A 13927-nucleotide genomic window follows, 5' to 3' on the forward strand; every position below is an offset into this window, starting at 1 on the left:
TATTTTGCCAACTTCTCGCTTTAACGCTCTCGCAAAGACGCCAAGTCGCCAAGTTTTTTCTTTTTATTTTAAGCTTTACCTTTCTGTTTTCCGCTTTCTCACTTTGGGTTTCTCGATGTATCATGGAGTCACAATTTTTTTCTACTTTTTAATTAAAACTTTGCGACTCTGCGACTCTGCGAGATTTTCACTTCCCCGCAACTTTTTAATTTGATCCCTTTAAAAGCAGAAAAGCATCACTATTTTCTTAAAAAGTCGCATACATAAGCAATCGTTTAAACGCATAAATTGAAGGAACTATCGGAAAATAGAGATTAATTCGTCTCTTGAATTCATTTGATAATTCTTGAAACTCCGAATCTTTAAGACGTTCCTGATAAACTGTGAGTGCAGAGCCCGAAATAAAGTCAAAAAAGGAATCCTGCTGAGTTGAAATCAGCGGATATACTTTTTGGTATAAAACCAAATTTTCCCCGCCATTATCAAAAAGGATTTTAGCATATTGATCCAAAGTCAAAACCGGAGAAGGACGTGTCCAATGATTTAAATAAGAAGCATAAGGGTCTTCCTGTACTAAATCCAGCAAAATTTTGTTCAATACATTTTCCGTTTGCTGTGGCATTTGTACAGCCAATTGTCCGCCTGAGTTAATACGGGATATTATTTTGGTGAAAAGTTCCTCATGATGATCGACCCATTGTAAGGCTGCATTCGAAAAGATCAAATCCCATTTGGTTTCCTGTTCCAGTTGTTCTGAAATAGAAAATTGTCTGAATAGTATATTTTCCTGATGAGGTGCTTTTGCCAGCATTTCAGCAGAAGAGTCGATTCCAAGCACAACAGGATCCGTAAGTTGATTAGACAGCTTTTGGGTTAATTCACCGGTACCGCAACCTAAATCAATAACGTTGAGATTGGGTCTGTCAACGATATGACGGGTAAGGTCTCCAAACGGTTTGTAACGGTCTTCTTTAAATTCGTTGTATTTGCTTGGATCCCAGGTCATGATGTTTTGTTTTGTAGTTTATAAAAATCAACTTAACTAAAATACAAATTAAAATTCTGCTAAAAAGTCCAAATTCAGAATAATGCAAACAAGTACGAATTATTTTTTAGTTTTTTATTCTGGATGATAATTTCCTTTGTAAGATGATCATCGTCTTCTGGCAGCGCTTCTGGTATGTGACCTTACATAAGTACCGTCTTTTCTTGTATACCCTTTTACCGAAACACTTCCTCCAGATGAAGTTGTAGTTGAAGAGCGATTATAATTTTGTGTTGAAGAATCCGGTCTATTGGAACTGCTTGATAAAGAACTATTATTGTATACAGGATTAATCACCCATCCTTTATAGTCTCCCCATTTTATTTGTCTTTGTTTTTTATCACTTCGATTGATATAGGCACCAGATCCTTTTGGAATTAATGCAACAGATTGAGTTCCTTCTTTTGAACTGTAAATAGTAGTATCTTCATCGATATTGACATAATAATAATTTGTAGCACAAGAATTTAAGATAAACAATAGTGCAATCAGTAAAAATTTTTTCATAAAAAATTTTTTAAATTAAGTTAGTTCAAATTTAAAGAGCTGATTTAATCGGATCTTACGGAAAACCATAAACTCAGTTTTTATTCTGAATTTTTTAAGCGAATCGTTTTTATCAGGAATAAGAATGATATCCCTTTGTGTTGGGTTTACTACAAAAGAGATACTGATAGCTCAACCCGCAAAGAAACCGTTAAAAATATTTTGAGGTATGAAAGAAGTTTATAAGCTGTATTTGTTCTACACTAACCCACATGCTGTTTGGAATTTGGAATTTTAATATTTGGAATTTCACAACCAGATTATAAAATTTCCAAAAAAGGTATATCTTTAACCAACCAAAAATTAGAATAATGCAAGAAGACAACCAAGAACATTTTAAAAGAGAACTCGGATTATTAGATGGAACCATGCTTGTGGTAGGTTCTATGATCGGGTCAGGAATTTTTATAGTAAGTGCTGATATTACCAGACAAGTAGGTTCTGCCGGATGGCTGACACTGATTTGGCTGCTTTCAGGATTAATTACAGTTATTGCAGCTGTGAGTTATGGCGAACTAAGTGCTATGTTTCCAAAAGCGGGTGGACAGTATGTGTACCTGAAAGAAGCATACAATAAATTGATTGCGTTTCTGTACGGCTGGAGCTTTTTTGCTGTCATACAAACCGGTACAATTGCTGCGGTAGGAGTGGCTTTCTCCAAGTTTGCCGCTTATCTTTATGAACCTTTGAGTGACGAAAACGTATTGTTTACATTGGGGGCTTTTAAACTCAATGCCGCTCAGATTGTTTCGATTTTCACGATTATCTTATTGACGTATATTAATAGCCGTGGCGTAAAAAACGGAAAGATTCTGCAAACGGTTCTTACGATTATCAAAATTTTATCCTTGTTGGGCTTAATCGTTTTTGGATTAACGCTGGCTGCGAAAGCTTCGGTTTGGGATGCCAACTGGGCGGATGCCTGGACAACACGTGCTTATAATGCCGAAACAGGTTCATGGCTTCCGATTGGGGGAACGACCTTGATTACCGGTATCTCTGCGGCGATGGTAGGATCTTTATTTTCAAGTGATGCCTGGAATGGGGTGACTTTTATTGCAGGAGAAATTAAAAACCCAAAACGTAACGTTGGTTTCAGTTTGTTTCTTGGAACTTTTATAGTGACGATTATTTATGTGTTAACCAATTTGATGTATCTGGCTGTAATTCCGCTTAACGAAATTGCAACAGCAAAATCAGATCGTGTAGCCGTTGTAGCTTCAGATTATATTTTTGGAGATATCGGAACGTTGATTATCGCAATCATGATTATGATCTCAACTTTTGCCTGCAACAACGGATTGATTATGGCTGGTGCAAGAGTTTATTATACGATGGCAAATGATGGTCTGTTCTTTAAAAAAGCAGCTGTTCTAAACGAATCCAGTGTTCCGGAGTGGGCACTTTGGGCGCAATGTTTCTGGGCTTCGGCTTTGTGTTTGACAGGGAAATACGGAGATTTATTGGACTTCGTAATTATCATCGTTTTGATTTTTTATATTTTAACGATTTACGGAATCTTTATCCTACGCAGAAAAATGCCAGACGTAGAGCGACCTTATAAAGCGTTTGGATATCCGTTTTTACCATTGCTCTATATTGTAATTGCGACTGCCATTTGTATTTCGTTATTAATCACAAAATTCTCAACCTGTGGCTGGGGAATCTTAATTATGTTAATTGGAATTCCGGTGTACTATTTGACGAAACCTAAAGAGGTTTAGCTAGGAATTGCTGAGGTTCTGAGATGCTGAGATGCTGAGTTTTTTTGTTTCAGGTTTCAAGTTTCAAGTTTCAGGTTTCAAGTGGAAGACTTTGCGATTTTGCGTCTTTGCGAGAAATTTAACCGTAAAGAGCGCAAGGCTTTTTTAAGGTGCACAATTTTTTGTTCGCAAAGACATAAAGCTTTTACCTCTGCAGCTCAGAATCTTAGAACCTCAGTGCCTCAGAACCTTAGAAACTAAAAAAAAACGACACTACTTTAAGAAAAGATAGTGTCGTTTAAATCAAATGATCAATTGTCGCAGTAGTTTAAACTACTTCAGGCTCAACAGACGATTTTATTGTTGAATTAATAATAGACATTGTAAAAGGATCCATTTCGCCGGAGAAAAAAGCATCCAATACATTCTGAAATATAGGATTCGTATTTTCTACCAGGAAAAAAAGTGTCATGCAAGAACGCAATTTGCGAGCATCTAAGTCTCCCAAAATAGCTTCGGCAGATTTTCTATTATACGTTAATAATAGTTCTGAAATTTCGATAAGGTGTTTTCCTAATATAGGATGCTCCAGAAAATCAGCCGCTTCTTTCAGGTCGTTAATGGCATAATAATTTGCAGTATCGCTCTTGCCTAATCCTTTGATTTGAGGGAAGATAAACCACATCCAGTGGGTTTCTTTTTTCCCTTTGTTAATCTCAGAAAGAGCAGTAAGATAAAGTTTGTTTTGCGCATCTAAAAAGCGCATTAAATCATTGTTTGAATAAGCCATTTTGGTATTTTATTTATAAAAAAAAGGGTTGCAAAAGTACAAAAAAAATCGGGTTTATCTAGTAAAAGCTTCATACAGTGTGCGTTTTAACTTTTGAAGGAAGGTATCTCTTACGCTAATACACGTGTAAAAAAGCCTGTTATTTACTTTATTGGGTCATAATCATCACTTTCGGAAGGTTCTTCTAAAAGTCAGATTGATTCGGGGTAATACGTTTTTGGCGGTCTTGGGAACCTGATGTTGCCAAAAACTATTTGTTGTTCCCGCCATCAATAAAAAAGAACCATGATGTAATGGAATTTCCACCTGACCAATGTCTTTTCTAAACTTATGACGCAAGCGAAACATTCTGGTATCTCCAAAAGTCACTGATGCAATAATTGGATTTGAACCGGTATGGTGTTCTTTATCACTGTGCCAGGCAACGCTGTCGTTGCCGTTTCGATACAAGTTAAGGAGCAGACTATTAAAGTCAAGTTGGGTTTCTTTTTCTACCCGGCTTCTGATGCTCAATAAATCATAAGACCAGTCCGGGCCTTTTGGGTCTGCACCCTTATTCTCTTTATCCTCATACCAGGCAATCATTCTGGGTGCCGTAACGGTTTTATCAAACATTTCCATTTCATATTCTCTCCATTTGGTTTGATGAAGCAGTTTTTCATAATATTGATCCGATTCTTCTTTGCTGAAAAAATTATCAATCAGAATCAGTTCGCAGTCAGGCAGGTCAAATACGGTTTTTCCGCGAAGGCCTGAAGTAAATAATTCGGTATCGTTAAATAGTGTCATGACTCAATTTTTTAAGATAAAGCTTGTTTGGAGAACTGTTTGTTAAATAGAATTTTATTCGGGTGCTTTTCTGCGTAAGCAAAAATTAAATGCATAATGTATTGATTGCTTTTGTAAGGTGTAACATAATTTTTGACTTCTGATGGTTCTGTAATGGAAGCGTCTGAAGGAATATATCCCATACCGTAAAAGTGTCCTTTTTCAACCCAGATACAACTGCGCTCGTCAGTAGACCTGCCTTTGTCTATAATGGCGAAGCTGGGTCTTTGGTTTAATAAAAAATCAATTGCATTGTCAACTTGTTCGTTGTGCAGTGAGACGTCAGGGGAGTCTTCAATGTCATTATTTTGAAAAACCACACCCTCTTCAGGTTTTGAATATTTACAAAAGCGCTGATCGATTTTAAATTGTTCAGATAAACTTCTCAATAAGTTGATAGCATCATAAAGGCTGTTAAATTCATAAGTACAAACCTGAAATTTGTTGACTTTACCGATTGCTAAATATTTATAACCATTTCGGGCTTCATACTGATAAAGGCCATATTTGGGTTCAAAACGTTTTAATGCCCGATTGTAGGTGGGCCATAATTGTTTGATTTCGGTACATTCTAAAAGCAACGCCATTAATTCAGTAGCACAAATTTCAAAAGAAATCCCGTAAATATCCCGCAGGAAATTTTGCCTTTGCGAGTTAATGTTATGCCCACTGAAATGAGAAGCAACACGTTTTTTTATGTTCACGGCTTTACCAACATAAATGACTTTTTTTACCTGATTATAAAAATAATAGACTCCCGGTTTTTCCGGTAATTGAGTAAAATCGTCGGGAGGCAGATTGGGAGGTAAACGTTGGTCTTGTGCCGTTTTTAGAATCATTTTTTCTATTTCTCCCGTATCATCCCATTCAAGTAATAAAGAAAATAAAAGGGCAGTAGCATCTGCATCTCCGCCGGCACGATGCCTGTTTTCTAGAACTATATCTAATGAATTACAAAGATTACCCAAACTATACGAACTTAATCCGGGTTTGATTTTTCGTGCTGCGCGAACGGTGCATAGTTTTCTTGCTGTCCATTTGAATCCCGCTTGTTCAAGTTGGTGCCGTACAAACGAATAATCAAAGTTCACATTGTGTGCCACGAATATACGATCAGTAAGCATTTCCAGTACTTTATCTGAAATAGCATCGAAGACAGGTGCATTTGCGACCATTTCGTTATTGATTCCGGTTAATCCAAAAATAGCTGCGGGTATTTCTCTTTCCGGATTTACAAGTGTTTCATAACGGTCGATTACATTTATGCCGTCATGAATAACGATGGCAATTTCTGTAATGCGGCTGCCACTGGCATTACCGCCGGTGGTTTCGATATCTACTATGGCATATTCCTGCTTTTTCATTTTTATATAACGTAAATTCTTCTTGTGTTATTTAGATGTTTAATACGTGGGGCTATGTTTATTTGAATAAGTGAGCGTTACAAAGACTATGTTTTTATCTGTTAAAAAATAATGGTTTTCCTGTTTTAAAATTTCATTCGATGTCGGGGCAGATGAATTTCATGTTCCTGCGGATAAGGTTTTCGATGCGTATTACTGACATCTTCTTTAATTTGATTTTGAGTTTTAAACTGATGTTCTTTCGAATCGCTGTAACGCGGATCAGGAATAAAAGGCATTTTAGCCATTTTGTTAATGGTAATAGTCGGAAAGTGATAATCAACTTCTACAGTACCTAATAACAAATAACAGCCACCACCCTGAAACGGGTACTGGATGAGACTATCCGGGAAATGTGCCGTATCAAAATAAGTTCCTTCATTATCCACCCAGGTTCCGAAATACATGGCTCCTTTTTTAGTGGGTACGTGTTTTCTTGAAATTAAATACGCCAACATTCGGATTTGTTTTTTATGATACACCACAAGATCTTTGGCCATAACATCACCACGATATTTGGTTTGCAATAAATCAAAAGGAGAACAGGAAACGGGGAAACTGAGCAGCTCTATTTCATCAAAAGCATCTTCAAAAAAAGAACGTTCCAAAGTCGGAAGTTTGTATTCTTTGGCTGGTTCCTGCAAGAGCATGAGGCTTCTGTTTTCGGGTTTGAAATTGGTTAATAGCAAACTGGCCACAACCAGAAGCTGATTTTTGGTTTTTCCTGTAAAGCGAAAAGCACCAATAAAAATCAAAATTTTAATACCTTCCAAACCAATTGGAATGCGATTGATGAAATCCTCCAAAGAGGCAAAATCGCCATTTTTAGTACGATCGGATATGATGAGTAAGGTTATTTTTGATTCTAAACGCTCCAGATGCATAAAACCTAAATAAACAGCAGTGCCATATAAAGTGGTTTGGTAATCGCTTTTGTTGACACAAGGATTCTCAATTGTTGCTCCCGACATACGTGTTTCGTGTACGTAAACTTCGGTTCTGTAAAAACCACCCTGATTGTTGATTACCGCCACCATAAATTCGATAGGATAATTAACCTTCAAATACAAACTCTGATAACTTTCTACGGCATAAGAAGCGGAGTGCGCTTTACAAAAAGAATAACCCGCAAAAGATTCAATTTGACGGTAAATTTCTTCGCTAAGCGCTTGAGGATGCCCTTTTTGGGCACAACAGGCAAAGAAATTGTCTTTTACTTTTTGTAACGCTGTTTTAGATCTGCCTTTACCGGACATGGCACGACGCAGGATATCTCCGTCGGCAGCAGGAAGACCTCCGTAATGCAGGGCGATTTTAATCACATCTTCCTGATACACCATAATGCCGTAGGTTTCTCCGAGCTGCTCTTTAAATACCTCATGGAAATACTCAAACTGATTGGGGTGATTGTGACGAAAAATATATTCCTTCATCATTCCGGATTGTGCTACACCGGGGCGAATAATAGAGGAAGCGGCCACCAGAATTTTATACGTATCACAATTCAAACGGCGCAATAAGCCTCGCATGGCGGGACTTTCAATATAAAAACAACCAATGGTTTTTCCTTGAGCCAGATAGGTATTGCAAACGGCTTCGTCTTTAGAAATAGCAGTGTTGCGAATATCAACTTTAATGCCTCTGTTTTTTTCAATAAGTTTCACACTGTCATCAATATGACCAATACCGCGCTGGCTTAGAATATCAAATTTTTCAAAGCCAATATCTTCCGCTGTATGCATGTCAAAAAGAACAATGGGGAATCCTTTTGGAGGCATTTCCAGAGGCGTGTAGTTCGTTATCGGTTCTTCGGATACGATAATGCCGCAGGAGTGCATGCTGCGTTGATTGGGATATTTTTCGAGAAGCATACCATATTCCTGCACGAGTTTTACAATTGAATTTGGTTCGTGCAGATTCATTGGATTTTTGGCGAGTTTGTCAAGTTCTTCTTTTGGAAGGCCAAATACTTTACCCACTTCGCGAAAGATAGAGCGGTATTTGAATTCGACATTAGTACCGCAAAAAGCCACATGATCCCTGCCGTATTTATCGAATATATAATGAAGAATGGTATCGCGTTCTTTCCAGCTCCAATCGATATCAAAATCGGGAGGGCTTTTACGGTTGAGGTTTAAAAAACGTTCAAAATAAAGATCCAATTCTATCGGGCAGATATCTGTAATGCCTAAACAATAAGCAATAATACTATTGGCACCGCTACCACGGCCAATGTGCATAAAACCCTGACTGTTGCTGTATTGTATGATATCCCAGGTGATTAAAAAATAACCGTTAAACTCCAGTTCGTCAATTACTTTGAGTTCTTTTTCGATGCGTGATTTTGCTAAAGTATGATTTTCGCCATAGCGCCAAATCAATCCTTTTTGCGCCAGCTCCGTTAGTAAAGCAAAGTCGGTCTTGCGATCGGTAGTAAAAAACTTTTTATTTTTTGGAGTTTTAAAGTCGTAGGTGAAATTACATTCGTCAATAACCCTTTGTGTATTGGCAATAATTTCCGGATAATCGTCATAAGCAGATAAAAGGGACGAAAGAGGAAGCATTACTTCAGAAGTGCTGCAATAATCCGTTTCAGTAAGTTTAGACAGTATGTTGTTGGTGTCTATGGCACGTAAAATTTTATGAAGATTAAATTCTTTTTTGGTTTGAAAAGTTACGGGCTGTAAAACAACCATTTTTTTGATTTTAGTTTTCCATTCTTTTAGAAAAAGTTTTGGTAAATCTTCAGGCCGAATTCCGATAAATTCATTTTCGCGAAGAACAGCAGGAGCATTTTCTAAAGGATAGATAAGAAAGACAGCTTCAAATTCGGGTGCAATTTGAGGCAGCGTTTCTCCGCTGAAATTATTTGCCGTCAAAAACCGATTCATTTCTGCAAGACCGTCTGCATTTTTTGCCAAACCGATATAACGCAATTGATGTTCGGAGCGAAATTCGATACCAATTAAGGGCTTTATACCTTTTGGTTCACAGCCTTTTATAAAATCATAAATTCCGGTGATGGTATTAATGTCGGTAAGTGCCATGGCTTTTACATTGCATTCGACGGCCTGCTCAAGAAGTTTCTCAAGAGAAATAGTGCCATAACGCAGCGAATGAAAAGAATGACAGTTGAGATACATTAGAGATGGCGTTTTAAAATTTCATTTTTAGTGTTGGGTTTAATAGATGCTCCGGCGCAACGCATAACGGCATCAAAACCATAACGGCTTTTCATTTTATCCATGGCGGCATATAAGGACAACATTTCCTGAGTATCTTCGAAAAGATCAATTTGATAGGTACCGCGAACGAGTCCGCTAAAGCGAATGCCAATCAAGCGAAGACGCATACGACGCTGATAAACTTTATCGAATAAATCGTTTACGTTTTTGTTTAAAATATGATCTGCTGATGTGTACGCAATTTTGCATTGCTTGGTCTCGGTGTCAAAATTGGCGTAACGAATTTTAACCGTAATTGTAGAGGTTAACCATTGTTCAGAACGGAGTTGAAAAGCCAGTTTTTCGACCATTCCCATCAGTATTCTTTTCAATTTTGGAATATCGATGGTGTCCTGAGAAAAAGTATGTTCGGTAGAAATCGATTTTCGTTCAGAATAAGGTTCCACCGGAGTATTGTCAATGCCATTTGCTTTTTTCCAGATGTCAAGACCATTTTTTCCGATCATGCGCTGCAGTACTTCGGCAGGCATTTCGGAGAGGGTTTGTATCGTGCGAATTCCGATTCGGGATAAGAGCTGAAAAGTTACATTACCAACCATCGGTATTTTCTGAATCGATAATGGATTTAAAAAGGCTTGTACTTCATGTTCCGGAATTTCTAAATTTCCTTTTGGTTTGCCTTCTCCGGTTGCAATTTTAGAGACGGTTTTATTGACAGATAAAGAAAAACTAATGGGAAGTCCCGTTTCTTTATTGACGGCTTGCGCCAGTTCATTGGTCCATTTATAACTTCCGTGAAAACGATCCATACCGGTGATATCAAGATAAAATTCATCGATACTGGCTTTTTCCATAATGGGCGCCTTTTCTTGAATTACCTGAGTGACATTATGTGATAATTGAGAATATAATTCCATATCCCCTTTGATGATTTTGGCTTGCGGACAGAGTTTCATCGCCATATAAATGGGCATGGCAGAACGAACTCCGAAATGACGTGCTTCATAGGAGCAGGAAGCAACCACACCACGGTCACCGCCACCGATAATTAGCGGAATACCTTCTAATTGAGAATTGGTGAGCCTTTCGCAGGACACAAAAAAAGTGTCCAAATCCATGTGTACAATTGCCCGTGCCATTTTTTTGTTTTTGAATAAGACAAAATTAGTACAGGTTGTAACAAAAATGATTATATTTGTTGTTCCAAATTATAACAAAATAAATTATGTCTTTATTTTCAGATAATATCAGGGCCCTACGGGTAAAGCATAAAATTTCGCAGGAAAAACTTGCAGAAAACCTTTGTATCACAAGAGGAAGATATGTTAAATATGAAGACGGAACTTCTGAAGCGCCGTACGATATTTTAAAACTGATTGCTTTATATTTTCATACCAGTATTGATTTGTTATTGTCTGTTGATATCCGCAAAATTGATATTGAAAATTTGATAAAACTGGAAGGCAACCGACTTATTTTACCCATTCAGGTGGATCATTTTGGAGAAAATTATATCGAAATTGTCACCCAAAAAGCCAAGGCTGGTTATTTAAACGGTTATTCAGATCCGGAGTATATCGAAAATTTGCAGCAAATTTCATTGCCTTTTTTGGGACCAGGAAAACACAGAGGATTTCCGGTAGAAGGAGATTCGATGCCGCCACATGAAGACGGAAGTATTATCATTGGCCGATATGTAGAAAGGCTGGGAGAGGTGTTGGATGGAAAAACTTATATCCTGATTACCAAAAACGAGGGAATGGTGTACAAACGGCTGAATAAAAACAAAAAAAATGCATTGGTTTTAGAATCCGATAATCGTTTTTATCCTAATTATGAAGTCAAAGCTTCTGATATTTTGGAAATTTGGGAATACGAATGCAATATTGGCCGCAGCGATAAACGTCATGAATTAACAGAAACTCAGAGTATGAAAGAATTGCTTTTGGAGGTCAAACGGGAAGTCATGGAGATTAAAAGCAATACTCTGAGTGGGAGTTAAAGTTTTTAGGTTAATTGCCTTTTACAATAGCCGAAGCAATTTGCCCGCAATGATGTGAATTGTGAAAAAGAATGATAGACAATAGTCTGATTCTTGATACCGTTCCCAAAAAAGGAGCTTCTGTTTCTTCGAACCAATCTTTGTCCGAAGAATTTTCTATTACAGCTTCGAGTGCTTGGTATCCTTGTTCCAAAAGGGCGCGACTTGTTTGCAGATCGTACTCTTTTCCCGTGTCTGACTGTCCTATGGTTGTGTTCTCTACGTTGGTTTCAATCCCGAATGATTGGCCTAAAATAAGGGCAGTTTCTCCAATATGTCTGTAAATGAATCCGACAGAAGCTGTTTTTTCATTCAATCTGAAACGAATGTTTTCTGAACTTATGTTTTTAAAAGTAGCATAACAATTAGATCGGTTTTGATCTAAAAGAGCAAGTAGCATTTCTTTTTGCATGATTTTTAATTTTGAAATTAATCTTTCTTTTTGTTTAAAATAGTTTCCAGTTTACTGAGTTTATTTTCCCAGAATTGATCAAAATGACTGATCAGCGCTTTAACGTCATTAAACCCTTTTTGGTTTAAAATGCAATGGCGTTCCCGTCCGATTTCCTGAATCGAAATAAAGCCGGCCTGCTGTAATATTTTAATATGTTTTGAAACCGCAGGGCGACTCATATCAAAATTTTCAGCCAAAGCATTTATGTTGTAACTCTCTTGAGTAAGTAATTGCAGAATTTGCCTGCGACTTGGATCTGCAATTACTTGTAAAGCATCAAAATTTGGGATTGACATTATTTTGTATTTAAAGCATTAACTAATTTTTCCATGATTTTAAGCCATCCGTCGGTCATTCCGTTAAGGATTGAGATATTGGCTTCTTTAAATCCGGTGTGGAGAAGATGTAATTCGGTTCCGTTATCTTTCTTTTCGAGTGTCCATTCTACAACGGTATCAAGTGTGATTACTTTATTTCCGGGGCCGGCTGTCCAGCTGTAAACCAGTTTTTGATGAGGGATGATTTCTAAAACTTTACAGTGCATAATTCCGTCAAGATCTAAACTCGGAATCGGATTGGTGCGAAAGGTAAACTCGTGTCCCAAGGCAAGTTTAAAATCATTGGGCATGATCCATTGTGCGATTAAATCGGCATCGGTTAAATAAAGCCAGATTTCTTCGGGAGATTGGTTGTAAAACCATTTGTGTTTAATTTCTGTTTTCATAATTAAGTAACTTTAAGGTTACGTAAAATTACACGTAACTTTTGAGTTACGCAAATATTTTTGAAGTTTTTTTTCGTTGAACGTTTTTTAAGTGCTTTGAATGTCAGTTGTTTATGATGGGTCTTCGGCTTCGCTCAGACTGACAGCGTTAGTTTGATGAGTGTTAGTTTGATGAGTATATGTGATAAACGGAGTGTCCCCCTGAGCGAAGTCGAAGGGCTTATTAGCAAGAAGGGTCTTCGGCTTCGCTCAGACTGACATTAGTGTTACAAGTGGATTATGGTTTAGAAAACTTTTACATAACTTAGACCGTATTGTTGTCCGTTGTAGAAGGGCGCAATCATCGAAGTCGAATTATGTTCAGAAGCTGATTTGCCGAATAGTTTTTTGGTGATATAAGGATTCATCCAATAGGCGATTTTGGTACTCAGTATTCCGATTCCTGCTCCGGCTGCCACATCGGTTAACCAATGGCGATTGTTGTAGATTCTAAAAAGTCCGGTTCCTGTGGCTACGGCATAACCGGCAATTCCGTACCAAATGGATTTGTCTTTGTATTCCTGCCATAAAAATTCGGCTCCCGCAAAAGCAGTTGCGGTATGGCCGGAGGGAAAAGAATTATTCGAACTTCCGTCAGGTCTGTCTACGTGTACAATTGATTTTAAACCCAGAACAGTTGTGGCCATAATAACATACGAAGTCACAAAGATCACGGAACGGTCGCGCATGTTATTTTTTCCTTTTACACCAAAAGCATTCAAAGCATAAACCGAAACAGCAGGCGCGTATTGCGAGAAATCATCAATGGTAATCTTCTGATCGATGTCTTCTGTAACTTCTTTGTTGATCTGCGAATTAAAACTTAAAAGCTGATCACTTTCCAGACCAATTACACCATAGCCAATTAAAACTCCCGGAATAATCAATTGCTTGTAATTGAACTTCAGATTGTGTGATGCTGTGCTGTCAATTGCAGCAATAGAATCTGTTTTCTGTGCTGTAGCAGAAAAAACACCGAATAACAATACCAGGGAAATCGTTTTGTAAAACATAGCTGATTGTCTTTATAATTTGCAAGTATAACGAATGATTTTGGGAACTATTTTTCGCTTAATTCAACCTTAAGTGAATATTAATCTGCTGGCTTTTAAAGAGGCATTATATGGAGGATACAGAATAAATATACATGATATTCCGAGTAAGAGATA

The 13927-nt window shown here is 37.5% G+C and carries 13 protein-coding genes; 2 read left to right on the forward strand and 11 right to left on the reverse strand.

The genetic code is table 11. From position 1 onward, the window contains the following. Positions 1–247: 247 nt before the first annotated feature. Complete coding sequence (locus tag ACHRV5_RS20680; RefSeq protein WP_395428006.1) at positions 248–1006, reverse strand: methyltransferase domain-containing protein; 759 nt, start codon at positions 1004–1006, stop codon at positions 248–250. Positions 1007–1153: 147 nt separating this feature from the next. After that, positions 1154–1552, reverse strand: a complete 399-nt coding sequence (locus ACHRV5_RS20685; RefSeq protein WP_395428007.1) for a hypothetical protein — start codon at positions 1550–1552, stop codon at positions 1154–1156. 350 nt (positions 1553–1902) lie between these two features. Between ACHRV5_RS20685 and ACHRV5_RS20690 the strand changes: the two genes are divergently transcribed. Beyond that, positions 1903–3315: an APC family permease gene (locus ACHRV5_RS20690; protein ID WP_395428008.1), complete on the forward strand. Its 1413-nt coding sequence runs from the start codon at positions 1903–1905 to the stop codon at positions 3313–3315. 307 nt (positions 3316–3622) lie between these two features. Here the strand turns inward: ACHRV5_RS20690 and ACHRV5_RS20695 are convergent, their stop codons facing one another. From ACHRV5_RS20695 to dinB, 5 genes are all read right to left on the reverse strand, one after another. Next, entirely contained in the window at positions 3623–4084 is a 462-nt protein-coding gene (locus tag ACHRV5_RS20695) for a DUF1810 domain-containing protein (protein ID WP_047777879.1), read from the reverse strand. A gap of 165 nt (positions 4085–4249) precedes the next feature. Further along, a complete protein-coding gene (locus ACHRV5_RS20700; RefSeq protein WP_047777878.1) occupies positions 4250–4873 on the reverse strand; it encodes an alpha-ketoglutarate-dependent dioxygenase AlkB in 624 nt (207 codons plus the stop codon). A gap of 11 nt (positions 4874–4884) precedes the next feature. Then, on the reverse strand, positions 4885–6276 hold the full coding sequence (locus ACHRV5_RS20705) for an exonuclease domain-containing protein (protein ID WP_395428009.1): 1392 nt from the start codon (positions 6274–6276) through the stop codon (positions 4885–4887). 125 nt (positions 6277–6401) lie between these two features. Continuing rightward, positions 6402–9458 (reverse strand): DNA polymerase III subunit alpha, encoded by a 3057-nt coding sequence (locus ACHRV5_RS20710; RefSeq protein ID WP_395428010.1) that lies wholly within the window; start codon positions 9456–9458, stop codon positions 6402–6404. Then, entirely contained in the window at positions 9458–10639 is a 1182-nt protein-coding gene (dinB, locus tag ACHRV5_RS20715) for a DNA polymerase IV (RefSeq protein ID WP_395428011.1), read from the reverse strand. The genes ACHRV5_RS20710 and dinB overlap by 1 nt, the downstream gene beginning before the upstream one ends. A gap of 86 nt (positions 10640–10725) precedes the next feature. Between dinB and ACHRV5_RS20720 the strand changes: the two genes are divergently transcribed. Then, entirely contained in the window at positions 10726–11502 is a 777-nt protein-coding gene (locus ACHRV5_RS20720; RefSeq protein WP_047777870.1) for a LexA family transcriptional regulator, read from the forward strand. A 10-nt stretch (positions 11503–11512) separates the two neighbouring features. On the opposite strand, the gene ACHRV5_RS20725 is transcribed toward ACHRV5_RS20720, so the two are convergent. The 4 genes from ACHRV5_RS20725 to ACHRV5_RS20740 form a co-directional block, all read right to left on the reverse strand. After that, complete coding sequence (locus tag ACHRV5_RS20725) at positions 11513–11953, reverse strand: DinB family protein (RefSeq protein WP_395428012.1); 441 nt, start codon at positions 11951–11953, stop codon at positions 11513–11515. A 17-nt stretch (positions 11954–11970) separates the two neighbouring features. Continuing rightward, the gene (locus tag ACHRV5_RS20730) at positions 11971–12291 is read right to left on the reverse strand and encodes a helix-turn-helix transcriptional regulator (RefSeq protein WP_230004768.1); all 321 of its coding nucleotides are present in this window, start codon (positions 12289–12291) and stop codon (positions 11971–11973) included. Beyond that, positions 12291–12719 (reverse strand): SRPBCC domain-containing protein, encoded by a 429-nt coding sequence (locus tag ACHRV5_RS20735; RefSeq protein ID WP_395428013.1) that lies wholly within the window; start codon positions 12717–12719, stop codon positions 12291–12293. Before ACHRV5_RS20735 ends, ACHRV5_RS20730 begins: the two co-directional genes overlap by 1 nt. 284 nt (positions 12720–13003) lie before the next feature. Next, complete coding sequence (locus tag ACHRV5_RS20740; RefSeq protein ID WP_395428014.1) at positions 13004–13771, reverse strand: phosphatase PAP2 family protein; 768 nt, start codon at positions 13769–13771, stop codon at positions 13004–13006. Positions 13772–13927 lie beyond the last annotated feature (156 nt).

Source organism: Flavobacterium sp. FlaQc-52 (assembly GCF_044007495.1).
GTDB lineage: Bacteria > Bacteroidota > Bacteroidia > Flavobacteriales > Flavobacteriaceae > Flavobacterium > Flavobacterium cupriresistens.